Origin of the sequence: Nocardioides sp. S-1144 (assembly GCF_005954645.2) — a bacterium.
Lineage (GTDB): Bacteria > Actinomycetota > Actinomycetes > Propionibacteriales > Nocardioidaceae > Nocardioides > Nocardioides dongxiaopingii.
The window spans coordinates 3,924,515-3,948,507 of record NZ_CP040695.2 but is presented as its reverse complement, the minus strand read 5'-3'; the positions used below and the strand labels follow the sequence as shown (position 1 = coordinate 3,948,507).

General features: G+C 74.4%; 23 protein-coding genes. 15 read left to right on the top strand and 8 right to left on the bottom strand.

Features of this window, described 5'->3' with window-relative positions; genetic code table 11:
• Positions 1-3 precede the first annotated feature (3 nt).
• Complete coding sequence (locus tag FE634_RS18590) at positions 4-555, bottom strand: TetR/AcrR family transcriptional regulator (RefSeq protein WP_138876732.1); 552 nt, start codon at positions 553-555, stop codon at positions 4-6.
• A gap of 91 nt (positions 556-646) precedes the next feature.
• On the opposite strand from FE634_RS18590, the gene lon reads away from it, so the two are divergent.
• Complete coding sequence (gene lon, locus FE634_RS18585; RefSeq protein WP_138876731.1) at positions 647-3,034, top strand: endopeptidase La; 2,388 nt, start codon at positions 647-649, stop codon at positions 3,032-3,034.
• A gap of 107 nt (positions 3,035-3,141) precedes the next feature.
• Positions 3,142-3,570 carry an SRPBCC family protein gene (locus tag FE634_RS18580; RefSeq protein ID WP_212721804.1) on the top strand — a complete coding sequence of 143 codons (429 nt, stop codon included), beginning with the start codon at positions 3,142-3,144 and terminating at the stop codon, positions 3,568-3,570.
• Positions 3,571-3,582: 12 nt separating this feature from the next.
• On the opposite strand, the gene FE634_RS18575 is transcribed toward FE634_RS18580, so the two are convergent.
• The gene (locus FE634_RS18575; RefSeq protein ID WP_138876730.1) at positions 3,583-4,236 is read right to left on the bottom strand and encodes a helix-turn-helix transcriptional regulator; all 654 of its coding nucleotides are present in this window, start codon (positions 4,234-4,236) and stop codon (positions 3,583-3,585) included.
• 136 nt (positions 4,237-4,372) lie between these two features.
• Here FE634_RS18575 and FE634_RS18570 point away from each other — a divergent pair, with 136 nt between their 5' ends.
• Positions 4,373-5,365 carry a TIGR03557 family F420-dependent LLM class oxidoreductase gene (locus FE634_RS18570; protein ID WP_137294491.1) on the top strand — a complete coding sequence of 331 codons (993 nt, stop codon included), beginning with the start codon at positions 4,373-4,375 and terminating at the stop codon, positions 5,363-5,365.
• Positions 5,366-5,374: 9 nt separating this feature from the next.
• On the opposite strand, the gene FE634_RS18565 is transcribed toward FE634_RS18570, so the two are convergent.
• Both FE634_RS18565 and FE634_RS18560 read right to left on the bottom strand, forming a co-directional pair.
• Positions 5,375-5,617, bottom strand: coding sequence for a DUF6458 family protein (locus FE634_RS18565; RefSeq protein ID WP_134766646.1), 243 nt, complete (start codon positions 5,615-5,617; stop codon positions 5,375-5,377).
• 73 nt (positions 5,618-5,690) lie between these two features.
• Entirely contained in the window at positions 5,691-6,338 is a 648-nt protein-coding gene (locus FE634_RS18560) for a response regulator transcription factor (RefSeq protein ID WP_137294492.1), read from the bottom strand.
• A gap of 165 nt (positions 6,339-6,503) precedes the next feature.
• Between FE634_RS18560 and FE634_RS18555 the strand changes: the two genes are divergently transcribed.
• The 3 genes from FE634_RS18555 to rlmC all read left to right on the top strand — a co-directional run bounded on the left by FE634_RS18555 (position 6,504) and on the right by rlmC (position 8,837).
• Entirely contained in the window at positions 6,504-7,142 is a 639-nt protein-coding gene (locus tag FE634_RS18555; RefSeq protein ID WP_137294493.1) for a helix-turn-helix transcriptional regulator, read from the top strand.
• 66 nt (positions 7,143-7,208) lie between these two features.
• Positions 7,209-7,697 carry a hypothetical protein gene (locus FE634_RS21230; protein WP_170981628.1) on the top strand — a complete coding sequence of 163 codons (489 nt, stop codon included), beginning with the start codon at positions 7,209-7,211 and terminating at the stop codon, positions 7,695-7,697.
• A 24-nt stretch (positions 7,698-7,721) separates the two neighbouring features.
• Complete coding sequence (rlmC, locus tag FE634_RS18550) at positions 7,722-8,837, top strand: 23S rRNA (uracil(747)-C(5))-methyltransferase RlmC (protein WP_138876729.1); 1,116 nt, start codon at positions 7,722-7,724, stop codon at positions 8,835-8,837.
• A 4-nt stretch (positions 8,838-8,841) separates the two neighbouring features.
• Here the strand turns inward: rlmC and FE634_RS18545 are convergent, their stop codons facing one another.
• From FE634_RS18545 to FE634_RS18530, 4 genes are all read right to left on the bottom strand, one after another.
• Positions 8,842-10,293 (bottom strand): protein adenylyltransferase SelO, encoded by a 1,452-nt coding sequence (locus tag FE634_RS18545; protein WP_138876728.1) that lies wholly within the window; start codon positions 10,291-10,293, stop codon positions 8,842-8,844.
• A 9-nt stretch (positions 10,294-10,302) separates the two neighbouring features.
• Positions 10,303-11,286 carry a TIGR01777 family oxidoreductase gene (locus FE634_RS18540; protein WP_138876727.1) on the bottom strand — a complete coding sequence of 328 codons (984 nt, stop codon included), beginning with the start codon at positions 11,284-11,286 and terminating at the stop codon, positions 10,303-10,305.
• Between the two features lie 94 nt (positions 11,287-11,380).
• The gene (locus FE634_RS18535; protein WP_262347486.1) at positions 11,381-12,472 is read right to left on the bottom strand and encodes an NADH:flavin oxidoreductase; all 1,092 of its coding nucleotides are present in this window, start codon (positions 12,470-12,472) and stop codon (positions 11,381-11,383) included.
• A gap of 73 nt (positions 12,473-12,545) precedes the next feature.
• Positions 12,546-14,159: a class I adenylate-forming enzyme family protein gene (locus FE634_RS18530; protein ID WP_137294498.1), complete on the bottom strand. Its 1,614-nt coding sequence runs from the start codon at positions 14,157-14,159 to the stop codon at positions 12,546-12,548.
• Between the two features lie 116 nt (positions 14,160-14,275).
• Here FE634_RS18530 and FE634_RS18525 point away from each other — a divergent pair, with 116 nt between their 5' ends.
• From FE634_RS18525 to FE634_RS18485, 9 genes are all read left to right on the top strand, one after another.
• Positions 14,276-15,124, top strand: a complete 849-nt coding sequence (locus tag FE634_RS18525; RefSeq protein ID WP_262347485.1) for a TetR family transcriptional regulator — start codon at positions 14,276-14,278, stop codon at positions 15,122-15,124.
• A 172-nt stretch (positions 15,125-15,296) separates the two neighbouring features.
• Complete coding sequence (locus FE634_RS18520; protein ID WP_137294500.1) at positions 15,297-16,250, top strand: cyclase family protein; 954 nt, start codon at positions 15,297-15,299, stop codon at positions 16,248-16,250.
• Positions 16,251-16,256: 6 nt separating this feature from the next.
• The gene (locus FE634_RS18515; RefSeq protein WP_137294501.1) at positions 16,257-17,912 is read left to right on the top strand and encodes an AMP-binding protein; all 1,656 of its coding nucleotides are present in this window, start codon (positions 16,257-16,259) and stop codon (positions 17,910-17,912) included.
• A 51-nt stretch (positions 17,913-17,963) separates the two neighbouring features.
• Positions 17,964-18,854, top strand: a complete 891-nt coding sequence (locus tag FE634_RS18510) for a thioesterase family protein (RefSeq protein WP_262347484.1) — start codon at positions 17,964-17,966, stop codon at positions 18,852-18,854.
• 88 nt (positions 18,855-18,942) lie between these two features.
• Positions 18,943-19,233, top strand: coding sequence for a metal-sensitive transcriptional regulator (locus tag FE634_RS18505; protein WP_137294502.1), 291 nt, complete (start codon positions 18,943-18,945; stop codon positions 19,231-19,233).
• Positions 19,234-19,261: 28 nt separating this feature from the next.
• Complete coding sequence (locus FE634_RS18500) at positions 19,262-19,465, top strand: heavy-metal-associated domain-containing protein (RefSeq protein ID WP_137294503.1); 204 nt, start codon at positions 19,262-19,264, stop codon at positions 19,463-19,465.
• Positions 19,462-20,388, top strand: coding sequence for a hypothetical protein (locus FE634_RS18495; RefSeq protein WP_138876725.1), 927 nt, complete (start codon positions 19,462-19,464; stop codon positions 20,386-20,388). The genes FE634_RS18500 and FE634_RS18495 overlap by 4 nt, the downstream gene beginning before the upstream one ends.
• A complete protein-coding gene (locus tag FE634_RS18490; RefSeq protein ID WP_138876724.1) occupies positions 20,375-22,624 on the top strand; it encodes a heavy metal translocating P-type ATPase in 2,250 nt (749 codons plus the stop codon). Before FE634_RS18495 ends, FE634_RS18490 begins: the two co-directional genes overlap by 14 nt.
• Positions 22,625-22,634: 10 nt before the next feature.
• Positions 22,635-23,966 (top strand): cytochrome P450, encoded by a 1,332-nt coding sequence (locus tag FE634_RS18485; RefSeq protein WP_222847617.1) that lies wholly within the window; start codon positions 22,635-22,637, stop codon positions 23,964-23,966.
• The last annotated feature ends 27 nt before the right edge of the window (positions 23,967-23,993 follow it).

The window sequence follows — 23,993 nt, the reverse complement described above, 5'->3', positions numbered from 1 at the left end:
GGGTCAGCCGTCCCGGCCCCGCCCGTCGACCGCCGAGCGCAGGATCGCGTCCAACGACCACGCCAGCTCCTCCGGGCTGACCCGGTCGGCGAGCATCTCGTAGCCCACGAGCGTGCACATCGCCAGCACGGCGTGGTGGGCGGCGTCCTCGGGCCCGACCAGCTCCTCGAGGGCCTCGACGACGATCGCCCGGCGGTCGTCGTCGACGCGCTCCTGCACCGCCCGGACCCGCGGCTCGACCGCGGCCCAGACCCGGATCGCGGCCTCGCTGCGGTGCGGCAGGTCGGCACTCATCCGGGCCAGCACGCGGAGCCGCTCGACGGGGTGGGCGTGCCCGCGCGCGAGGGCGACCAGCTGGGTGGTCCGCTCCTCGCGCCAGTTCTCGAGCAGCGCGTCGGTGTACTCCTGCCAGCTCGCGAACGAGTGGTAGAAGCTGCCGGTCGTGACGCCGAGGCGGCCGACGACCGCGGCCAGCTTGAGGCCGCCGTACCCCTCGCTCGCCAGGATCGCCTGGCCGGCACCGAAGTACGCCGCGCGCAACCCGCCCGTGGTCATCGACCCACCCTAGGACGGCGCCCGGTCCGCACCGCTGTTCGCCCACGACGAACAGCGGAACAGCGCACCGAACCTGCGTGGTTGAGCGGACATGAGCACAACCGACACGAACGCCACCGACCTCTCCGGCCAGCCCGGCACGACCGCGCTGCCGGTCCTCTTCGTCACCGACCTCGTCGTGCTGCCGGGCATGGTGGTCCCGGTCGAGCTCGACGACGCCGCCCGCGCCGCGATCGACGCCGCCCGCGCCTCCAGCGACGGCCGGCTCCTCGTCGCCCCCCGCCTGGAGGACCGCTACGCCTCCCACGGCGTCATCGCCTCCGTCGAGCGGGTCGGCCAGCTCTCCGGCGGCGCGCCTGCCGCGGTGCTGAAGGCCGAGCGGCGCGGTCGCATCGGCAGCGGCGTCACCGGACCCGGCGCGGCCCTCTGGGTCGAGGTCGAGGCCGTCGACGAGCACGTCACCGACCGGGCCCGTGAGCTCGCCGAGGACTACAAGCGGCTCGTCGTCGCCGTCCTCCAGCGCCGCGAGGCCTGGCAGGTCATCGACACCGTGCACCGGATGACCGACGCCAGCGCGATCGCCGACGCCGCCGGCTACGCGCCCTACCTCTCCGACGAGCGCAAGCGCGAGCTCCTCGAGACCCCCGACGTCGAGCAGCGGCTCGCCAGGCTGGTCGAGTGGACCCGCGAGCACCTCGCCGAGGTCGAGCTCACCGACAAGATCGGCGAGGACGTCCGCGACGGCATGGAGAAGACCCAGCGCGAGTACCTGCTGCGCCAGCAGCTCGCCGCGATCCGCAAGGAGCTCGGCGAGGGCGAGCCCGAGGGCTCCGACGACTACCGCGCCCGGGTCGAGGCCCACACCGGCCTGCCGGACGCCGTCCGCGAGGCCGCGCTGCGCGAGGTCGACAAGCTCGAGCGCGCCAGCGACCAGAACCCCGAGGCCGGCTGGATCCGCACCTGGCTCGACACCGTGCTCGACCTGCCCTGGGGCGTGGTCACCGACGACTCCACCGACGTCGTCGCCGCCCGGGCGGTCCTCGACGCCGACCACCACGGCCTCGAGGAGGTCAAGGACCGGATCGTGGAGTACCTCGCCGTCCGCTCCCGCCGCGCCGAGCGCGGCCTGCAGGTCGTCGGCGGCCGCGGCTCCGGCGCGGTCGTGCTCCTGGCCGGGCCTCCCGGCGTCGGCAAGACGTCGCTCGGTGAGTCCGTGGCTCGCGCCCTGGGCCGCAACTTCGTGCGCGTCGCCCTGGGCGGCGTCCGGGACGAGGCCGAGATCCGCGGCCACCGGCGCACCTACGTGGGTGCCCTGCCCGGCCGGATCGTCCGGGCGATCAAGGAGTCCGGCTCGATGAACCCGGTCGTGCTGCTCGACGAGGTCGACAAGGTCGGCGCCGACCACCGCGGCGACCCCGCCGCCGCCCTGCTCGAGGTGCTCGACCCGGCGCAGAACCACACCTTCCGCGACCACTACCTCGAGCTCGACCTCGACCTCTCCGACGTGCTGTTCGTCGCCACGGCGAACGTCGTCGAGCAGATCCCGAGCGCGCTGCTCGACCGGATGGAGCTGGTCACCCTCGACGGCTACACCGAGGACGACAAGGTCGCCATCGCCCGCGACTTCCTGCTCCCGCGCCAGCTGGAGCGGACCGCGCTGACGACCGACGAGGTCACCGTCAGCGACGAGGCCCTGCACGAGCTCGCGGCCAACCACACCCGCGAGGCCGGCGTGCGCCAGATGGAGCGGCTGATCGCCCGCGCGCTGCGCAAGGCGGCGACCCGCCTCGCGACCGGGGCGGCCACCCACGTCGACATCGGCGTCGACGACCTCCCCGAGCTGGTCGGGCGCCCGCGCTTCATGCCCGAGTCGGCCGAGCGGACCTCGGTGCCCGGCGTGGCCACCGGCCTCGCGGTCACCGGGCTGGGCGGCGACGTCCTGTTCATCGAGGCCAGTGCCCACGACGCCGGCACCGGCGGGGCCGGGCTGACCCTGACCGGGCAGCTGGGCGAGGTGATGAAGGAGTCGGCCCAGATCGCGCTCTCGTTCGTGCACTCGCACGCCGGCGAGCTCGGCGTCGACCCGGCGTTCTTCGACAAGGCGATCCACGTGCACGTGCCCGCCGGCGCGACGCCGAAGGACGGCCCGTCGGCCGGCATCACGATGGTCACCGCCCTGACGTCGCTGGCCACCGGGCGCCCGGTGCGCTCGACGGTGGGCATGACCGGCGAGGTCACGCTCAACGGGCGGGTGCTCCCGATCGGCGGGCTCAAGCAGAAGCTGCTCGCCGCGCAGCGGGCCGGCCTGACCGACGTGTTCGTGCCGCTGCGCAACGAGCCGGACCTCGACGACGTCCCGGCCGAGGTGCTGGAGGCGCTCACGGTGCACGTCGTCGGCGACGTCCTCGACGTCGTCCGGGGTGCGCTGGAGGAGCCGTCCGCGGCTGCGCCCGCGGGCGCCGCTGCCGAGGCCGCCTGAGCGGCGGCCACCCCTCGGGGTGCGGACGCGGCGGGGGCATCCGGGACAGGGTCGGGGCAGTCCCGTCGCCGCCGTGGTGCCGGACCAGGGAGCTCGGGGGAGTCGTCGTGCCGGTCGTGGAGCGCACGATCACCGTCGACCGACCGCTCCGGGCGGTATGGGCGTTCCTGGCCGACTTCACCACCACCGAGGAGTGGGACCCGCCCACGCTGTCGACCGAGCGGCTCAGCGGTGACGGCGGCGTCGGCACGACCTACCACAACGTCTCGAAGTTCGACGGGCTCAGCACGGAGATCGACTACGTCGTCACCGAGTACGTCGAGCACGAGCGGCTCCAGCTGCGCGGCCGGGGCGCCGGCCTGGCGCTGCTCGACACCATCACCGTCGAGGACGTCCCCGGCGGCACCCGCGTGACCTACCACGCGGTCTTCAGCCCGCGCCACGCCTCGTCGTCGGTCGTCCTCGACCGCGACGGGCTGATGGTGCTGGGGGACTTCGTGGCCGAGAGCCTGCTCGACTCCCTCGAGCACCTGTAGGCCCCCGCGGCCTCAGGACTCGAGGACGCGGACCCGGTCGGGCTCGAAGCCGTGCTGCAGGCCCCAGACGACGGCCTGGGTGCGGCTCTCGACGCCGATCTTGCGGTAGAGCGTGCGGATGTGGGTCTTGACGGTGTTGATGCCGATGAAGGCGTGCTCGGTGATGTCGTCGTTGCTGAGCCCCTGGCAGATCAGCGAGAGCACCTCCGCCTCGCGCGGGCTCAGCCCGAGCCGGTCGCCGGGCCAGCGCCCCAGGACGTCGGCGGCCGGCGGCTCGCCGGGCCGCGGGTCCGCCGGCACCACGGTCTCGCCGGCGTGGACCCGCTCGAGGGCCGAGGCGAGCTCCTCGGCCGAGGCACGCTTGGACACGAAGCCGGCCGCCCCGGCCGCCACCGAGGCCGCGACGAGGGCCGGGTCCTCGTCCCAGCTGAACACCACGACCCGGGCGCCGTCGCCCCTGCTCGCCGTCACCGGCCGCAGGCCGCGCTGGCGCTGGCCGAAGGTGTCGACCAGGACGACGTCGACGTCGCTGACCGCGCGGGTCCCGGCCGCGACCTCCACGACCCGGATCCGGTCGACGAAGGGGGCCAGTGCGGCGGCGACGCCGACGACCACGATCTCGTAGTCGTTGACGACGGCGACGCGCACGGGTGCTGCACTGCTCATCTGCAGAGGATGCCAGAGCGCGGCCGCCCGCGCTGCCCGCCTGCCCACGGGGCGGGCCGGTCCCGCCGGTGCCGGGTGCCGCCGAGTCATCCGCAGGGGTGCTCCCCGAGCCTCCGGCGGCGGTGAGGCTGGAGCCATGACGAGATTCGGCTACACGTTGATGACCGAGCAGAGCGGCCCCCGGGAGCTGGTGTCCTACGCGGTCGGCGCGGAGGAGGCCGGCTTCGACTTCGAGGTGTCGAGCGACCACTTCTCGCCCTGGCTGGCCGCCCAGGGGCACGCACCACACGCCTGGACGGTGCTCGGGGCGGTCGCGCACGCCACCGAGCGGGTCGGGCTGATGACCTACGTGACCTGCCCGACCCTGCGCTACCACCCGGCCGTCGTGGCCCAGAAGTCCGCGACGCTCCAGCTGCTGGCCGAGGGACGCTTCACCCTGGGCCTCGGCTCGGGGGAGAGCCTCAACGAGCACGTCGTCGGTCAGGGCTGGCCCGGGGTCGCCACCCGGCAGGCGATGCTCGTGGAGGCCATCGAGGTCATCCGGCGCCTGCACACCGGCGACCTGGTCGACCACGACGGCGAGCACTTCCGCGTCGAGTCGGCGCGGATCTGGGACCTGCCCGACGACGGCGTCGACCTGGCCGTCGCGGTCTCCGGCGACCGCTCGATCGAGACCTTCGGCCCCCTGGCCGACCACCTGGTCGCCGTCGAGCCCGACGCCTCGCTGGTCGAGACGTGGAACGCCGTCGACGGGGCGCCGCGGATCGGGCCCGAGGGCCCCGGCCGCGCGATCGGGCAGATCCCGATCTGCTGGGCCCCGGCGTCCGAGGGCGCCGGCGCCGCCGTCGAGCTGGCCCACGAGCAGTTTCGCTGGTTCGCCGGCGGGTGGAAGGTCAACGCCGACCTGCCCACGACCGCCGGCTTCGCGGGCGCGACCCAGTTCGTCCGCCCCGAGGACGTCGCCGACTCGATCCCGTGCGGTCCCGACCTCGACGCGATCGCCGACGCCGTCCGCGAGTTCGTGGACGCCGGGTTCACCGACGTCGCGCTGGTCCAGGTCGGCGACCGGTGGCAGCAGCAGTTCCTCGACGAGGCGGCCGGCCCGCTGCTGGAGAAGCTGCGGGCCTGACCGGCGTCCTCACATCTGGGTGTCGCGGCGCTCCTGCACGGTCTGCGAGCCGTCCGGGTGCGTGGTCGCCACGACGGACTTGCGGCGCCGGCTGCTGCTGAAGGTGATCGCGGTGAGCGCGATCACGGCGACGCCGACGGCAGCCATGATCCAACCGACGGTGACGAGGTCGACTGCGTCGACGGAGTCCTTGACGGCGAGAGCGAGCACCAGGCCGACGACGAGCAGAAATGCTCCGAATCCATATCCCATCCGGCGACCATGACAGTCGGCGGCGGGGACCGGTCCGCCTCTGCGGGTGAAGAGGAGCCGGGTAAAGAGCCGGTCAGGACCGGGGGTGACGCACGATCCGGGCCGGGACCGGCTCGAAACCGTGCTCGACGCCCCAGAGCACGGCCTGGGTGCGGCTCTCGACGCCGATCTTCCGGTACAGCGTGCGGATGTAGGTCTTGACGGTGTTCATGCCGATGAAGGCCCGCTCGGTGATCTCCTGGTTGCTCAGGCCCTGGCAGATCAGCGCCAGCACCTCCGCCTCGCGGGCGCTGAGGCCGTGCTCGTCGCCCGGCCAGCGACCGAACTCGTCGGCAGCCTCCGTGTCGGGCTTGGGGACCACGCGCCGTCCGGAGTGCGCGGCCTCCAGTGCGGCCACGAGCTCGCCCCCGGAGAGGGACTTGGACAGGTAGCCGGCGACCCCGGCGGCCATGGCCCGCTCGACGAGGCGCGGGTCGGTGTTCCAGCTGAAGATGACGACCTGGCCGGCGGCGACGGCCCCCATGTCGTCGAGCGGGACGGCGTCGCCCTGCGGCTGGCCGAAGGAGTCGTAGAGCACCAGGTCGACCGCGCTCCGCACCGGCGCCTTGACGTCGAGCTCGACGACCTCGACCCGGCTGGCGAAGGGGTGCAGGACGGCGGCGACGCCCGCCACCACGATCTGGTAGTCGTTGACGATCGCGATGCGGAGCGGGCGTGCCATGGGAGGATCGTAGAGGCAGGCGCACCCGCCCACGGGGGTGACGACCACCGGGCTTCCCGGTCGGCCGTGCCGGGCGTGGCAGTGCCGGAGGTGGCGCGACACCCGGGTTCACCCTCAGGGGTGACCGTGCGCCGGGCCGGTGTCCATCTCCGATAGACCTGGGTCATGACCTCCCCCGTGAGCACGGTCGCGGTCGTCAGTCCCCTCGACGTCGTGTCGGCCGGGCTGACCGCGATGCTCTCCCACCACCCCGACCGGGTCGCGGTCGTCGAGCTGTCCACCGGCGCCGACGCCCACGACCCCGACGTGATCCTGTACGACGCCGTCGGCCTGCACCAGGGCGACGGCGCCGACCTGGAGTTCTACGTCAACTCCACCGTCTCCGCCGTCCTCGTCGTCTCGCAGGACCTGCGTCCCGACCTCGCCGCCCGGGCCCTGGCCCGCGGCGCCGACGGCTTCTTCTCCCTCGGCGTCGACGACGACGAGCTGCTCAGCGCGGTGCTCTCGGCCACGCCCGTCGGGGTCGGCGTCGCGGCGACCTCCGGTGCGGTCGGGTCGACCGACGCCGAGGCCGTCGGCCACCGGCTCGGGCACGACGTCGGGCTCACCCCGCGCGAGGTCGACGTGCTGTCGCTCATCACCCAGGGGCTCAGCAACCAGGAGATCGCCGAGCGCAGCTACCTGAGCATCAACTCGGTCAAGACCTACATCCGCAGCGCCTACCGCCGCATCGGCGTCTCCAGCCGCAGCCAGGCCGTCGTGTGGTGCCTGCAGCACGGCTTCTCCTCCGACCGGTCGGCCTAGGTCCCCGGCGCGGCCTGAGTACGACGACTCTGTCCGGGGGGCGGCGGCGGTACCAGGCTCACCGTCGTGTCGTCCTCCCGTGAGACCTGGTCCGTACCCGCCGTCGTCGCGCCCCGTGCGCTGGCCGTCGCCACCTTCCTGCTGCCGCTCGCCGCGGTCGCCGTGACGGCGGCCTGCCTCCTGCGGGCCGACGCTGCCCTGACAGCGGGGGTCGACGACCTCGACCCGCTGTACGGGCTGACCCCGCTGTTCGTCGTGGCCGGTGCCGTCGTGATCGGCGCGGTCAACCTGGTGCTGGCCGCGCTGCACTGCTTCCGCAGCACCGTCGCGCTCTCGACCGGGGTCGCCGTCGGCGGCGCCGCCTGGACGGCTGCTGCCGGCGTCGGCCTCACCCTGCTGGTCACCCTGGCCTCCGCCGGCGACCCCGCGCTCGAGGGGTCCCGCACGGCCGGCGACCAGGTCCCGTGGGCGGTCGCGGCCGTGGTCGTCGCCGTGCTGCCGCTCGCGGCGGCCCTGGTGGTGCACCGCTCCGCGCGCCGCGACGCGATGTTCTGAGCAGCGACCGGCTACCGTCACCGGGTGCGGTGCGGCTACTTCGAGGACGGCCGGTGCGGTTCGTGCACCGAGCTCCGGACGCCGTACGACGCGCAGGTCGCGGCGAAGGTCGAGCACTGCCGGCGGGTGCTGGGCGACCACCCGGGCCTCGCGTGGCTGCCGCCGGTGACGAGCCGGCCGAGCGGGTTCCGCAACAAGGCCAAGATGGCCGTCGGCGGCACCGCCGAGCGGCCCACGCTCGGGATCCTCGACCCGCACGGCCACGGCACCGACCTGCGCACCTGCGGGCTCTACTCGCCCCGGATGCAGGCGCTGCTGCCCGCGCTCGCCGACCTGGTCGGACGGGCCGGGCTGACGCCGTACGACGTGCCGTCGCGCCGCGGTGAGCTCAAGCACCTGCTGGTGACCGAGTCGCCCGACGGCGAGCACCTGGTGCGGTTCGTGCTCCGCTCGAGCGAGGCGCTGCCGCGGCTGCGCAAGCACCTGCCGGCCCTCCTCGCGGCGCGCCCGGACGTCGTCGTGGTCAGCGCCAACCTCCAGCCCGAGCACAAGGCGGTGCTCGAGGGCCCGGAGGAGGTCGTGCTGACCGAGCGGTCGACGCTGCGGGTCGCCGTCAACGACATCGCGCTGCACCTCGGTCCGCAGAGCTTCTTCCAGACCAACACCGAGGTGGCCGCGGCGCTCTACCGGCAGGCCGCGGCGTGGGCCGACGAGGTCGCCCCGACCGACGTCCTCGACCTGTACTGCGGGGTCGGCGGCTTCGCCCTGCACCTCGCGGCGCCGGGCCGGCGGGTGCTCGGCGTCGAGGTGAGCGACCAGGCGGTCGCGAGCGCCACGACGACCGCCGCCGAGCTGGGCCTGCGCGACGTCGCCTTCCTGGCCGGCGACGCGACGACGCCGCCGGACTCCGCCGCCGACCTCGTGGTCGTCAACCCGCCGCGACGGGGCCTGGGGCCCGAGCTGTGCGCGTGGCTCGAGCGCTCACCGGCCCGGACGCTGATCTACTCCAGCTGCCGGGCGGAGTCGCTGGCCCGCGACCTCGCCGCCCTGCCGTCCTACGTCGCCGAGCGGGCGCGGCTGCTCGACATGTTCCCGCAGACCGGGCACTACGAGGTCGCGGTCCTGCTGCGCCGCCGGTGAGCGGTCAGGTGCCGCAGTAGGTCGTGTAGCCGCCGAAGGAGTCGGGCGCGGGCTCGGCGTACCGCTCGAGGCCCGGCCGCTCCTCGAACGGGTGCGTGACGGCCTCGACCAGGCGGCCGAACGGCTCCAGGTCACCGGCGGTGGCGGCGTCCAGCGCCTCCTCGACCAGGTGGTTGCGCGGGACGACGACGGGGTTGGTGCGGCGCATCAGGTCGGCGTCCGGGCCGAGGGCCAGCCAGCGGTCGAGCCAGGCATCGATGCCGGCGAGGTCGACGACCAGGCTGCGGGCGGGCTCGCGGTCGCCGGTGCCGGCGGCGGTGGTGAGCGCGCGGAAGAACGAGGTGAGGTCGGGGTGGTTCTCCTGGAGCAGGCGCAGCAGGTCGTCGACGACCGGCTCCTCGGAGGCGGCGCCCGTGAGGCCGAGCTTGGCGCCGAGGCCGGCGGACCAGGCGGCGGAGTACTGGCGCCGGAAGCCGCCGAGGGCGTCGGTCACCAGGGTCACGGCCTCGGCCTCGTCGTCGTGGACCAGCGGGAGCAGGGCCTCGCCGAGCCGGGCGAGGTTCCACTCCATGACGACCGGCTGGTTGCCGTAGGCGTAGCGGCCCTGCGCGTCGATCGAGCTGAAGGTGGTCGTCGGGTCGAAGGACTCGAGGAAGGCGCACGGGCCGTAGTCGATGGTCTCGCCGGAGATGGTGACGTTGTCGGTGTTCATCACCCCGTGCACGAACCCGACCAGCATCCAGCGCGCGACCAGCGACGCCTGGGCCGCCACGACGGCCTCGAAGAGCGCGAGCGCCGGGTTGGCGGCGTCGGCGGCGGCGGGGTGGTGACGGGCGATGGCGTGGTCGGCGAGGCGGCGGAGCAGGTCGGCGTCGTCGGTGGAGCGGGCCAGCTGGAAGCTTCCGACGCGCAGGTGGCTGGCGGCGACGCGGGCCAGCACGGCACCCGGCATCGGCACCTCGCGCTGGACCCGGCGGCCGGTCGCCACGACGGCGAGGGAGCGGGTCGTCGGGATGCCGAGGGCGTGCATGGCCTCGCTGACGACGTACTCGCGCAGCATCGGGCCGACGACCGCGCGCCCGTCGCCGCCGCGCGCGAACGGCGTCCGGCCGGAGCCCTTGAGGTGCAGGTCGCGCCGCTGTCCGGGGCCGCCGAGCTCCCCGAGCAGGAGGGCCCTGCCGTCGCCGAGCCGGGGGGAGTAGCCACCGAACTGGTGCCCGGCGTAGGCCTGCGCGACCGGCGTGGCGCCTGCGGGGACGGCGTTGCCGACGAGCAGCCGGACGCCGTCGTCGGAGCGCAGCCACGCCGGGTCGAGGCCCAGCTCGACGGCGAGCGGCTGGTTCAGCACGAGCAGCCGGGGCTCGGGGGCCTCCTCGGCCCTCCAGGGCAGCGCGAGCTCGGGCAGCTCGGTCGCGAAGGTGGTGCCGAGCTCGAGCGAGGAGGTGGAGATGCTCACGTGTCGAGGTTACGCGGCGCTGCGAGCCCGCCCCAGGGACCGGCGGTCGCGGACGTCGCGCACCAGGGCGGCGGCGGCGTCGTCCCAGGTCGGGTGGTCGAAGGCGAAGCCGGCGTCGAGCAGCCGGCCCGGCACCACGCGGCGGCTCTTGAGGAGCAGCTCGGTGTCGCTGCGCAGGGCCAGCGCGCCGACCTCGGCCATCCACCGCGTCGCGGGCAGGGCGGGACGACGGCCCCACGCGTCCCGCAGCCGGTCCATCAGCTCGCGCTGGGGGAGCGGGTCCGGTGCGGCCAGGTTGACCGGCCCCTCGACGTCGTCGCGGTCGAGCAGGAACGCGACCGCGCGGCAGAAGTCGTCGCCGTGGATCCAGGACACGTACTGCCCGCCGCCGGCCACGGGTCCGCCGAGCCCGAGCCGGGCCATCCACAGCAGGTGGTCGAGGACGCCGCCGCGGTCGGGGGTCATCACCATCGCGGTGCGCAGCGCGACCCGCCGGGTCGCCGGCAGCGCGGCCTCGGCCTGGGCGGCCTCCCAGCGCCGGGCGATCCGGACGCTGTACTCCCAGTAGAGGGGGACGTCGGGCTCCTCGCCGCCGATCACACCGGTCGCCTCGTCGTGCGCCGGGCCGCGGGTGTCGGCGTAGATGGTCGCGGTGCTCATCTGCAGCCAGACGCGGGGCGGCTGCGCCGCGGCCCGGATCGCCCGTCCGACCACGCGCGCGGACTCCACGCGCGAGTCCATCATCTGGCGCAGGTGCTCGTCGGTGTAGCGGCAGCTGACCGTGCGGCCGGCCAGGTTGACGACCGCGTCGGCGCCGTCGACCTCCTCGGCCCACGCGCCGAGCGTCCGCCCGTCCCAGCCGACGTGGCGGACGCCCGCCTCGAGGGGGACCGGGTGCCGGCTCAGGACGACGACCTCGTGCCCGGACTCGAGGAGTGCGCGGCGCAGGACGCCGCCGACCTGGCCGGTCCCACCGGGGATCACGATCTTCACGGCACCACCGTAGGCCAACTTTTGAACATGTTCAATTGGGTCCCGCACGTCGGGGACCCGGTGCGACCCGGGCGACCCGGGCGACCCGGGCGGCTCAGGCGACGAAGTCGTCCCAGCCGGCGGCCAGGTAGTCGACGAACGAGGGCGAGACCCGCTCGGCCGCGAGGTGCTCGCGCGACACGGGCTGGGACATGCTCACGAACGTCGGGTGCGTGACGGCGCGGCGGGCGAAGTCGTGGTGGATGATCGCGCCGGTCCCGATCGTCACGAAGTCGGCGCCCCTGACCAGGCACCAGTCGGCGTCGGCAGCGCCCAGGACCTTGCCGGCGACGCCCACCCGGGCGCCGTGCCGGGGGAGCTCCATGAAGTGGTCGATGAGGAGCGTGTCGTCCTCGTCCTCGTCCTCGGCGCCGTGCACGGGCTTGCGGACGTCCCAGAGCGACAGGTCGAGGTAGTCGACGAGGTCCTCGGCCATCACCTGCTCCGCCAGCGACGTCGCCTCGTCGAGCACCATGCCGAACCGCTCCGGGCTGAGCCGGACGCCGAGCTGCAGGGTGGGCGTCGACTCCCGGATGCCGCGCAGCACCTCGAGCAGGAAGCGGGAGCGCCCGGCCAGGTCGCCGCCGTACTCGTCGGTGCGGTGGTTCTTGCGGGCGTCGAGGAACTGCGCGGCGAGGTAGCCGTGCGCGCCGTGCACCTCGACGCCGTCGAAGCCGGCCCGCTCCGCGCGACCGGCGGCCGCGACGAAGTCGGCGACGGTCTCGCGCACCTCCGCGGTGCTCAGCGCGCGGGCACCCTTGTCGGGGTCGTCCCAGGGCGCGACGAGCTGCTCGCCGGAGACGGCGGCGTTGGCGCGGATCCCGCCGTGGTGCAGCTGCACCGACGACACGGTGCCGGTGGCGCGCAGCCCGTCGGCGAGCCGGGTCAGGCCGGGCAGGTGCGCGTCGTCGGCGATGCCGAGCTGGCCCGGCCACGGGTTGCCGGCGCGGGCGACGTAGGCGGCGCAGGTCATCGTCAGGCCGAACCCGCCCTCGCCGCGGGCGACGAGCCACTCGTACTCGTCGTCGCCGAGGGTGCCGTCGAGGTTGCTCTGCTGGTTGGTCAGCGGCGCGAGCGCCAGCCGGTTCGACCACGCGGAGCCGCGACGGAGGGACAGGGGGTCGGCGAGGTGGGTCACCCGACCCATGGTGACGGAGCCGCCGGGTGCGGCCGAGGGCGGCCCGGCCCCGCCGCCGCGGGCGCGGGGCGCCCCCGCGCGGTCAGGCGCGCAGCTCGCGCCGCAGCACCTTGCCGGTGAGGGTGCGGGGGAGCCGCGCGACCAGCTCGATCTCGCGCGGGTACTTGAACGCCGCCATCCGCTCCCGGCAGTAGCCCACGAGCTCGGCCTCGCTCACCACGGCGTCCGGGCGGAGGGCCACGAACGCCTTGACCGACTCGCCGCGGTAGTCGTCGGGGATCCCCACCACGGCCACCTCCCGGACGGCGGGGTGGCCGGCGAGCACCTGCTCGACCTCGCGCGGCCACACCTTGTAGCCGGAGGCGATGATCATGTCGGTGCGCCGGTCGACGACGTGGAACCAGCCCTCGGGCGACATGAAGCCGACGTCGCCGGTGTGCAGCGCGCCGTCGGGCAGCGACTCGGCGGAGGCCTCGGGGTTGCGCCAGTAGCCGGCCGCCACCTGGGGGCCGGTGGTGACGAGCTCGCCGATCTCGCCGACCGGCACGTCGTGACCGCGGTCGTCGACGACCCGGGTGACGGTGCCGAAGACCGGGAGGCCGACCGACAGCGAGCGGGTCGCCTCGTCGACCGGGGCCCGGACGCCGGGCGGCACGGCGTGCGAGGGCGAGGTGGTCTCGGTCTGCCCGTAGACGTTGTGGAGGTAGTGCCCCGTCGCCGCCTCGATGCGGTCGGCGACGGCCGGCTCGATGGGCGCCCCGCCGGAGGCGAGCACCCGGAAGGAGGTGAAGTCCGCCGGGACGGCGCGGCCGTCGTCGACCAGGGCCAGGTAGGCCGTCACCGAGGCGACGGCGAACGCCGGCCGGTGGGCCCGGACCGCCGCGAGGACGGCGTCCGGGGTGATCCGGTGGGTGAGCACGACCGGCGACCCGAGCAGCAGCGCGAGCACCACCCCGCCGACCAGGCCCGTGACGTGGAAGACCGGCGACAGCGCCAGCACGGGCTCGCCGGGCGCGATGCCGTACCAGTCGCGGTAGGTCTGGGCGCTGTGGGCGAGGTTCGCGTGGGTGAGCATCGCCGCCTTGGGCCGCCCGGTCGTGCCCGAGGTGTAGGCGAGGACGGCGACGTCGCCGGGTCGCGGGCGGGCCGGCGCGGGCGGCGCGGCGCCGGTCGCCAGCACCGCGGCCAGGTCGAGCGTGTCGCCCGGCTCGCCGCGGTCGGTGTCGGGGCCGGCGACGGTGACGACCGTGTGCACGCCGAGGTCACCGGGGGCCAGCACGGCGCGGGTGACGTCCTCGTAGAGGTCGGCCAGGACCAGCAGCGCGGCGGGCTCGCAGTCGCGCAGGGTCTGGTCGAGCTCGCGCGCGCGGAGCATCGGGCTCACCAGCGCGGCCGCCCCGCCGGCCTTCCACGCCGCGAGGAGGCCGAGGAGGAACGCGGGGTCGTTCTGCACGCACAGGGCGAGCCGGTCGCCGTGCCGGAAACCCCGCGCCACGAGCAGGGCGGCGAGGGCGTCGGAGCCGCGGTCGAGCTCGGCCCAGGTGAGCGACGTCCCGCGGTAGTGGGCGGCCGCGCCGTCGGGGACGGCGTCGACGGCGGCGGCGAGCATCGAGAGCCCGTCGGGGTGGTCGGGCACGAACGTCGCGGGGCGGCCGGGCGGGTAGTGCGCGAGCCACGGGCGCGCGTCGTGGAGCATCCGTTCCCCCTGGTCCTCGTCGTGGCTCGGTCACCCGTGCCCCGATTCTGCCCGACGCCCGTCCGGCGCCGGTGCGTGGCGACGGGGCGACCGTCCGCCGGTCTAGGATGTTCAGCGTGACTGAACTCGCGGCGGACGACGAGCGGCACGCCGGCGCCGCGGTCCGGCAGGCGCGGCGCGCCGCGGGCCTGACCCTGCGCGAGCTGGCCGACCGGGTCGGCGTCAGCGTCGGCACCATGAGCGCGGTCGAGAACGGAAAGGTCGGGCTCACCGTCGTCCGGCTGCGGCAGATCGCGGTGGTGCTCGACGTCTCGCCGGCGCGACTGCTCGCGCCACCGGTCGGTGCCGGGCCCGCGACCCCTCCGGCCGGGCACCGGGACTGGCGCGCGTTCCCGCCGCTCGCCCTCGACCCCGTGCTGGCCGCCGCGGTCGGCGTCCTGCGCGAGACCGGCTACCACGGCGCCACCATGCGGATGATCGCCGCGGCCGCCGACATCAGCATCGCCGGGATCTACCACCACCACCGCAGCAAGCAGAGCCTGCTGGTCGCGCTGGTGGACCTGGTGATGGAGGACCTCACCTGGCGCGTGCTGAGCGCGGGCGCGGAGGCGGCCACCCCCGCGGACCGCTTCGAGCGGATGGTCGAGGCGCTCGCCCTCTTCCACGCCGTGCGCGCCGAGGCGGCGTTCATCGTGGCCACCGAGGTGCGCAGCCTCGAGGCCCCCGACCGCCGGCGCAACGCCGCCACGCGGCGCCGCATCCAGGCCGCCCTCGACGCCGCCGCCGCCGCGGCCGTCGACGACGGCACCTTCGGGGTCGCGCTGCCCCACCACGCGGCCCGGGCGGTCGCCACCATGTGCATGGCGCTGCCCTACTGGTACTCACCCGAGGGGTCGCAGCCGCCCGCCGAGATCGCCGCGGAGTACGCCGCCATGGCCCGCGACCTGATGCGCCCGACCCGCTGAGCCGCCCCCGCGTTCAGCCTGACCGAACTCCGCCCGGGCCCCTGTCGCCGGGCGAGAACGGGGGTTGACGCGCGCCCGGATCGTTGTGACGCTCATCTCACTGAACCCGTCAGAACGTTCGATCACCACGGTTCAGCACTCCCGCGCACCCGCCCGACGAAAGGCATGCTCGATGACCGACGCACCCGACCTGACCGACCTCCTGGCCGACTCGCCGTCCAACTGGGGCAAGTGGGGCGACGACGACGAGGTCGGCGCGCTGAACTACCTCGGCCCGGAGCAGGTCGTCGCCGCGGCGTCGCTGATCTCCAGCGGCAAGGTGTTCACCCTGCAGCGCCTGATCGGCGACCCCAAGGGCGACCCGGTGTGGCCGGGCCGCACGCCGGCCGAGCGCACCCAGATCCTCGACGAGTCGAGCTGGGACGGCGACGACGCGCCGGCCTTCCCCGGCGGACTGCACTACGCCGACGACAAGATCAACGCCTTCCTGCAGGGCTCCACGCAGTACGACGCCCTCGGCCACGTCTGGTACGGCGGCCAGATCTGGAACGGCTACGACGCCCGCACCACCGTCGGCGGCCTCGACAAGGCCAGCATCCAGCCGATCGCCGAGAAGGGGGTCGTCGGGCGCGCGGTGCTGCTCGACATGGCCCGCTTCCGCGGCAAGCCGACCCTCGAGGCGGCCGAGACCTACACCCACGAGGACCTGGTCGCGTGCGCGGAGGCGCAGGGGGTCGAGCTGCGCAAGCGCGACATCCTCATCATCCGCACCAACTACCTCCAGCTCTTCTTCGAGCTCGGCGACAAGTTCTACGAGGGCTTCTGCGAGCCGGGCCTGGTCTACAGCCCCGAGCTGGTGCAGTGGTTCGCCGACATGGAGATCCCCAACCTGGTGACCGACACGATCGCCAACGAGGTCACCTTCGACCCCAACAACGGCGTGGCCCTGGTGCTCCACAACGCGCTGATGCGCAACCTCGGGGTCACCCTCACCGAGATCGCCGACCTCGAGAAGCTCGCCGCCGACTGCGCCGAGGACGGCGTCTACGAGCTCTTCTACGCCGCCGCGCCCCTCAAGGTGGCCCTCGGCAGCGGCTCGCCGGTCAACCCGATCGTCATCAAGTAGTCGCCCGTGAGCGTCTACGACGAACGGCCCTGGCTGTCGCTGTACGGCGACCTGCCGCCCGACCTGGACTCGGAGCACCCGAACGCGCTGGAGATGTTCCGGGCCGGGCTGGCCGCCGACCCGGACGGCGTCGCCGTCGTCTACTTCGACGGCACGCTGACCCGCCGCGAGCTCGACGCCCAGAGCGACGCGCTCGCCAGCGCCCTGCTGGCGGGCGGGTTCGGTGCCGGCGAGCGGCTCGCGGTCTACCTGCAGAACGTGCCGCAGTTCGTCGTCTGCATGCTCGCGACCTGGAAGGCCGGCGGCGTGCTGGTCTCGATCAACCCGATGAGCCGCGCCCGCGAGCTGTCCTACCTGCTGCAGGACTCGGGCGCGACCGTGCTGGTCGCGCTCGAGTCGCTGTACGACGAGGTCGGCCGCGACGTCGTGCCCGACACCGCGGTGCGGCTCGTGCTCACCACCAGCGAGCTCGACCACCAGACGCGCGACGACCCGCGGCTCTTCGCCGGGATCACCCGGCAGCGGCACGAGGGCACGACCGACCTCGCCACGCTCGTCGCGCAGCACGCCGGCGAGGTGCCGCCGCCGGTCGTGCTGGCCGGCGACGACGTCGCCTTCCTCACCTACACCTCCGGCACCACCGGGGTGCCCAAGGGCGCGATGAACACCCACCGCAACGTCGTGTTCACCTCGCGGGTCTACCGCGAGTGGGCCCGGTTCCAGCGCGGCGGGTCGATCTTCGGGATCGCGCCCCTGTTCCACATCACCGGGCTGATCGGGCACATCGGCGCCAGCTTCGACGCGCCGGCGCCGCTGGTGCTGGCCTACCGCTTCGAGCCGAACGTCGTCCTCGACGCGCTCCTCGAGCACCGGCCCACCTACACGATCGGGGCGATCACCGCGTTCAACGCGCTGTTCAACGCCCCGGCGTTCACGAAGGACCACTTCGCCTCGTTCACCTCGACCTACTCGGGCGGGGCGGCGATCTCCCCGACGGCCGAGAAGGCCTTCCTGGCCGCGACCGGGCTGCAGGTGCACAACGCCTACGGCCTCACCGAGACGACCAGCCCGATGACCCTGACGCCGTTCGGGACGCCGTCGCCGGTCGACCCGACCTCGGGTGCGCTCTCGGTCGGCACCCCGGTGCCCGGCACGATCGTGCGGATCCAGGACGAGGTGGGCCACGACGTCCCGCTCGGCGAGGTCGGCGAGATCGTCGCCGACGGGCCGCAGGTGGTGGCCGGCTACTGGGGCAAGCCCGACGAGACGGCGGCGAACCTGCCCGGGGGAGCGTTGAAGAGCGGCGACGTGGGGTTCATGAGCCCCGAGGGCTGGATCTTCATCGTCGACCGCAAGAAGGACATGATCAACGCCTCCGGCTACAAGGTCTGGCCGCGCGAGGTCGAGGACGTCCTGGCCGAGCACGCCGCCGTCCGTGAGGCCGCCGTGATCGGGGTGCCCGACGAGCGGCGCGGCGAGACCGTCAAGGCCTTCGTCAGCCTCAAGCCCGGCACCAGCGCCACGCCGGAGGAGCTCGTCGCGCACTGCAAGGAACGGATGGCGGCCTACAAGTACCCCCGCGAGGTGGTCGTCATCGACGAGCTGCCCAAGACCGTCACCGGCAAGATCCTGCGCCGCGAGCTGCGGACCCGGGGCGTCTAGGGAGCGCCCCAGAGGGAGATCCGCCCGGCGGGGGTGGTTAACGTCCGCCGGGTGGACCTCTCCTCGCTCTCGTTCTTCACCCTCGTCGAGCCCGCGGACGGGCCCACCGAGGGGCCCATTCACGGGGCAGCCGGCGGGTCCGATGGCGCGCTGGCGCCGACCGACCTGGCCCGCAGCTCGTGGTCGCGCGAGCAGCTGCACGGCGTCGCGGTCAGCGGGGCGCTGGCCCGCACCGCCGAGCGCACCCTGGCCGCGCTGGGCCGCGACGACCTGCGGCCGGCGCGGCACACCGTCGACCTGTTCCGGCCCGCGCGGTTCGAGCCGTGCACCCTGACGGCCGAGGTGGTGCGCGAGAGCGCGCGGATCTGCCTGGTCGACGTCGCCCTGAGCCAGCACGGCGAGCGCGTCGCGCGGGCCTCGGTGCTCTTCCTCAAGGCCACCGAGTCGACCGACGCGTCGGTCTGGGAGCCGACCGAGCGGCCGAGCCCGCCGCCCGAGGACGTCGCCCCGCCGACCGACGCTCCCGCCGTGCCGTTCCTGCGCAGCGACGCCCCCTGGTCCCAGGACTTCCGGCAGCACCAGAACGCCGGGCGCAAGACGTCGTGGAACGCCGCCGTCCCGGTGGTCGCCGGCGAGCGGTTGACGCCGTTCCAGGCCGCCGCGGCGACGGCGGACGGCGCCAGCCTGGTGCTCAACTGGGGCAGCGCCGGCGTGCAGCACATCAACACCGACGTCACGCTCGCGCTCGCCCGGCTGCCGCGCGGCACCGAGGTCGGGCTGGCCGCGCTCGACCGGGTCGAGGTCGACGGGATCGCCGTCGGCACCGCGGCCGTCTTCGACCGGGAGGGGCCGGTCGGCGAGGTCGTGGTGACCTCCCTGGTCAACGCCCGCCGGTCGATCAGCTTCGACCGCGAGGAGCAGCGCGACCCGAACCGGGCCTGAGCCGGGCCGGGACGGCGCGCTCCGGGCGCGCCGTAGGTGGAGCACGCCCGGGCTTGTTTCGGGTACCCTAGGGGGGTACGGTAGAGGCATGGACCACGCACCGGGCTACGCCAGCCGCAAGGACGACTACCTCAAGCGGATGAAGCGCATCGAGGGCCAGGTGCGCGGCATCGAGCGGATGATCGAGAACGACACGTACTGCATCGACATCCTCACGCAGGTCTCCGCGGCCACGAAGGCGCTGCAGGCCGTCGCGCTCGGGCTCGTCGACGAGCACATGGCCCACTGCGTCCTCGACGCCGCCAGGGCCGGTGGACCCGAGGCCGAGCACAAGCTCAAGGAGGCGTCCGCGGCGATCGCGCGCCTGGTCCGGTCCTGACCCCCGCACCACACCGAGAGGAACCACCATGTCGACCAGCACCTACACCGTCACCGGCATGACCTGCCAGCACTGCGTCGCCTCGGTCACCGAGGAGCTCACCGAGGTCCCCGGCGTCACCGACGTCGCGGTCGACCTGGGGAGCGGCGCCGTGACCGTCACCAGCGACCAGCCCCTCCCCGACGACGCCGTCCGCGCCGCCGTCGAGGAAGCCGGCTACACCCTCACATGAGCACCCCAGGCCGACTCGCGGTCTTCGCCCTCGGCCTGGTCGTCGTCTTCGCGGCGGCGGTCGGCATCGGGCGGGCGACCGGACCGGTCGGCCCCGTCGGGCCGGCCGACGGCCGTGAGGTCGCCCACGCCGGCGACGTCCACTCCGGCGACGGCGGCGACGACGACGGAGGTGGGCACGGCACCGACGCCGAGGAGCCCGGCCTCCCGGGCGGCCTCGCGACCAGCCAGGACGGCTACACCCTCGAGCTCGACCGCACGACGCTGCGGCCCGGCACCCGCGAGGTCGCCTTCCGGATCACCGACGAGCACGGCGACGCCGTCACCGACTACCGCGTCGAGCACGAGAGGCGGCTGCACCTGGTCGCCGTGCGGCGCGACGGCACCGGCTTCCAGCACGTCCACCCCGAGCTCGGCGCCGACGGCACCTGGCGGGTACCGCTCGACCTGACCCCGTCCGCCTGGCGACTCATCGCCGACTTCGCGCCCGCCGACACCGCCGACACCGGGCAGGACGACGCGGGCCTCGTCCTCGGCGCCGACCTGCTCGTGCCCGGACCCTCCGACGTCGCGCCCGCGCCGCCGGTCACCCGCACCGCGACCGTCGACGACTACACCGTGACCCTGACCGGCGACCTCGTCGCCGGCGACCACTCCACGCTCGAGCTCACCGTCTCCCGCGACGGCGTCCCGGTGACCGACCTCCAGCCCTACCTCGGCGCCTTCGGCCACCTCGTCGCGCTCCGCGAGGGCGACCTCGCCCACCTGCACGTGCACCCCGAGGAGGGGGCGAGCGGCCCCACCGTCGCCTTCACCGCCGAGGTGCCGAGCGCGGGCCGCTACCGGCTCCACCTCGACTTCCGGCACGACGACGTCGTCCGCACCGCGTCCTTCCTCCTGGAGGCTGACCATGACGACCACTGACCTGGCCATCACCGGCATGACCTGCGCGTCCTGCGCGAACCGGATCGAGCGCAAGCTCAACAAGCTCGACGGCGTCGAGGCGTCGGTCAACTACGCCACCGAGAAGGCCCGCGTCTCCCACGCCGACGGCGTCACGACCGACGAGCTGGTGCGCGCCGTCGAGGCCGCCGGGTACGTCGCCACCGTCCCGGTCGCCCGGAACGAGGGCGACCAGACGCCCGCCGCGGCGGACGTCGACCCGACCCGCAGCCTGCGCGAGCGGGTGCTCGTCTCGGCCGCGCTCAGCATCCCGGTCGTGGCGATGGCGATGGTGCCGGCGCTGCAGGTCGACGGGTGGCAGTGGCTCTCGCTCACCCTGGCCGCGCCGGTCGTCGTGTGGGGAGCGCTGCCCTTCCACCGCGCCGCCTGGACCAACCTGCGCCACGGCGCGGCCACCATGGACACCCTCGTCTCGGTCGGCACGCTGGCGGCGTTCGGCTGGTCGCTGTACGCGCTGCTGCTCGGCACCGCCGGCGAGATCGGCATGACCCACCCGTTCCGGTTCGTGGTCGAGCGCGGCGACGGCGCCGCGATGATCTACCTCGAGGCCGCGGCCGGCGTCACCACGCTCGTGCTCACCGGCCGCTACGTCGAGGCGCGCTCGAAGCGCCGCGCCGGCGCCGCGCTGCGCGCGCTGCTCGACCTCGGGGCCCGCGACGTCGCCGTCCTGCCCGACGGGCCCGGCGGTCCCGAGCGGCGGGTCCCGGCGGCCGACCTGGCGGTGGGCGACCTGTTCGTCGTCCGGCCGGGGGAGAAGGTCGCCACCGACGGCGTCGTCACCGACGGCGGCTCGGCGGTCGACGCCTCGCTGCTGACCGGCGAGTCGGTGCCGGTGGAGGTCGGCGTCGGTGACGCCGTCGTCGGTGCGACCGTGAACGTCGGTGGGCGGCTCGTCGTCCGCGCGACCCGGGTCGGCTCCGACACCCAGCTGGCCCAGATGGCCCGGCTCGTCGAGGACGCGCAGAACGGCAAGGCGGCCGCCCAGCGGCTCGCCGACCGGATCTCCGGCGTCTTCGTGCCCGTCGTCCTCGCCCTGGCCGCGTCCACCCTCGGGTTCTGGATCGGCACCGGGGCCGGCACCGCCGCCGCGGTGACCGCCGCGGTCGCCGTGCTGGTGATCGCCTGCCCGTGCGCGCTCGGGCTCGCGACGCCGACCGCGCTGCTCGTCGGCACCGGCCGCGGCGCCCAGCTCGGGATCCTGGTCAAGGGTCCGGAGGCGCTCGAGCGGGCCCGCGCCGTCGACGTCGTGCTGCTCGACAAGACCGGCACCGTCACCACCGGCACGATGACGCTGCGCGGCGTCGTCCCGGCCGCCGGTGAGGACGCCGACCGCGTGCTGCGGCTCGCGGCCTCGCTCGAGCACGCCTCCGAGCACCCGGTCGCCCGCGCGGTCGCGGCCGGTGCCGGGTCCGTCGGGGGCCTGCTGCCGGTGACCTCCTTCGTGAACGTCGAGGGCCTCGGCGTCACCGGCAGCGTCGACGGGCACGACGTCGTCGTCGGCCGGCCGTCACTGCTGGCCGACCACGGCCTGCGGCTCGGGGCCGACCTCGAGGCCGCGCTCGACGACGCCCGCGCGCACGGCGGCACCGCGGTCGCCGTGGGCTGGGACGGCGCGGCGCGCGGCGTCCTGGTCGTCGCGGACGCCGTCAAGCCCGAGGCCGCGGAGGCGGTGCGCCGGCTGCGCGACCTCGGCCTGACCCCGGTGCTGCTCACCGGTGACCACGAGACGGTCGCGCGGGCCGTGGCGGCCGACGTCGGGATCGACGCCGACAGCGTGGTCGCCGGCGTGCTGCCCGCCGGCAAGGTCGACGTCGTGCGCCGCTACCAGGACACCGGCCGGGCGGTCGCGATGGTCGGCGACGGCGTCAACGACGCGGCCGCGCTCGCGCAGGCCGACCTCGGCATCGCGATGGGCAGCGGGTCCGACGTCGCCATCGAGGCCAGCGACCTGACGCTGGTCCGCAGCGACCTGCGGGTCGTCGCGGACGCCGTCCGGCTCTCGCGGCGCACGCTCGCCACGATCCGGGGCAACCTGTTCTGGGCGTTCGGCTACAACGTGGCCGCGATCCCGCTCGCCGCCCTCGGGCTGCTCAACCCGATGATCGCCGGCGCCGCGATGGCGTTCTCGTCGGTCTTCGTGGTGCTCAACAGCCTGCGGCTGCGCCGGTTCCGGGCGTTGGCCGGCGCGGCAGCGTAACCTGAGTTATGTGACCGTCCGCGAGCTCCCGCAGATCCGACGCGAGGACCGCGGCCTGCCGGTCCTGGGCCGTGCCCTCGCCTACGCCCGCGACCCGGTCGCGCTGTTCGAGCGGCAGTGGGAGCACTACGGGCCGGTCGCGCCGCTGCGGGGGCTCGGCGGCACGTGGGTGATGCTGCTCGGCCCGGACGCCTGCCAGGCGGCGTTCCAGAACGGCGAGAAGGCCTTCGCCAACGGCCCGGCCTGGTCGCAGCTCGTCGGCCCGTTCTTCGACCGCGGCCTGATGCTCCTCGACTTCGACGAGCACCGGCTGCACCGGCGGATCATGCAGGAGGCGTTCACCCGCCCACGGCTGGAGGGGTACGCGGGCGGCATGCACCCCGCGATCGAGCGGGGCCTCGCGACGTGGGCGCCGGCGTCCGGCTTCCGGTCCTACCCGGCGCTCAAGCAGCTGACCCTCGACATCGCCGCCGACATCTTCATGGGCGGCGCCGAGGACGCGACGCCGGAGGAGATGGAGCGGGTGAATCGCGCCTTCGTCGCGTGCGTGCAGGCCGCCGGGGCGATGGTGCGCAAGGACCTGCCGCTGACCCGGTGGGGTCGCGCCCACCGCGGCCGCGAGGTGCTCGAGCAGTGGCTGCGGCACTACCTGCCCTCGCGCCGGGCCCGGCTGACCGACGACCTGTTCTCCCAGCTGTGCCACATCGAGACCGACGGTGGCGAGCGGTTCTCCGACGACGACGTCGTCAACCACATGATCTTCCTGATGATGGCCGCGCACGACACCTCGACCATCACGCTCTCGACGATGCTGCAGCACCTGGGCCAGCACCCCGGGTGGCAGGAGCGCTGCCGCGCCGAGTCGGCGGCCCTCGGCCCCCGGCCGAGCCTCGCCGAGCTCGACGGACTCACCTCGCTCGACCTGGTGATGAAGGAGTGCCTGCGGCTGCGCGCCCCGGTGCCGGTCGTGGTGCGCCAGACGGTCAAGGACGTCGTCGTCGAGGGGGTGCGGATCCCGGCCGACACGTTCGTGATCGTCGCCGCCCAGTTCTCGCACCTGCGCCCGGACCTGTGGACCGACCCCACCTCGTTCGACCCCGAGCGGTTCTCCGAGGCCCGCCGCGAGGACCGCAGCCACCGCTTCGCGTGGGAGCCGTTCGGCGGCGGCGTCCACAAGTGCCTGGGGCTGTTCTTCGCGGGCATGGAGGTCAAGGCGGTCATGCACCACCTGCTGCGCAGCCACGAGTGGAGCGTCGACCCGTCCTACGTCGCCCCGCTCAACAACCACTCCCTGCCGTTCCCCACCGACGGCCAACCCGTCGACCTGCGCACCCGCCCCTGAGATCACCGCTGACCCGTCGCTGATCAG

Coding starts and splice junctions, on each gene's coding strand:
- FE634_RS18520 (WP_137294500.1), top strand. CDS start 15,297: ATGACCGACGCACCCGACCTGACCGACCTCCTGGCCGACTCGCCGTCC.
- FE634_RS18530 (WP_137294498.1), bottom strand. CDS start 14,159: ATGCTCCACGACGCGCGCCCGTGGCTCGCGCACTACCCGCCCGGCCGC.
- FE634_RS18500 (WP_137294503.1), top strand. CDS start 19,262: ATGTCGACCAGCACCTACACCGTCACCGGCATGACCTGCCAGCACTGC.
- FE634_RS18575 (WP_138876730.1), bottom strand. CDS start 4,236: ATGAGCAGTGCAGCACCCGTGCGCGTCGCCGTCGTCAACGACTACGAG.
- FE634_RS18560 (WP_137294492.1), bottom strand. CDS start 6,338: ATGGCACGCCCGCTCCGCATCGCGATCGTCAACGACTACCAGATCGTG.
- FE634_RS18590 (WP_138876732.1), bottom strand. CDS start 555: ATGACCACGGGCGGGTTGCGCGCGGCGTACTTCGGTGCCGGCCAGGCG.
- FE634_RS18495 (WP_138876725.1), top strand. CDS start 19,462: ATGAGCACCCCAGGCCGACTCGCGGTCTTCGCCCTCGGCCTGGTCGTC.
- FE634_RS18570 (WP_137294491.1), top strand. CDS start 4,373: ATGACGAGATTCGGCTACACGTTGATGACCGAGCAGAGCGGCCCCCGG.
- FE634_RS18555 (WP_137294493.1), top strand. CDS start 6,504: ATGACCTCCCCCGTGAGCACGGTCGCGGTCGTCAGTCCCCTCGACGTC.
- FE634_RS18505 (WP_137294502.1), top strand. CDS start 18,943: ATGGACCACGCACCGGGCTACGCCAGCCGCAAGGACGACTACCTCAAG.
- FE634_RS18565 (WP_134766646.1), bottom strand. CDS start 5,617: ATGGGATATGGATTCGGAGCATTTCTGCTCGTCGTCGGCCTGGTGCTC.
- lon (WP_138876731.1), top strand. CDS start 647: ATGAGCACAACCGACACGAACGCCACCGACCTCTCCGGCCAGCCCGGC.
- FE634_RS18535 (WP_262347486.1), bottom strand. CDS start 12,472: ATGGGTCGGGTGACCCACCTCGCCGACCCCCTGTCCCTCCGTCGCGGC.
- FE634_RS18490 (WP_138876724.1), top strand. CDS start 20,375: ATGACGACCACTGACCTGGCCATCACCGGCATGACCTGCGCGTCCTGC.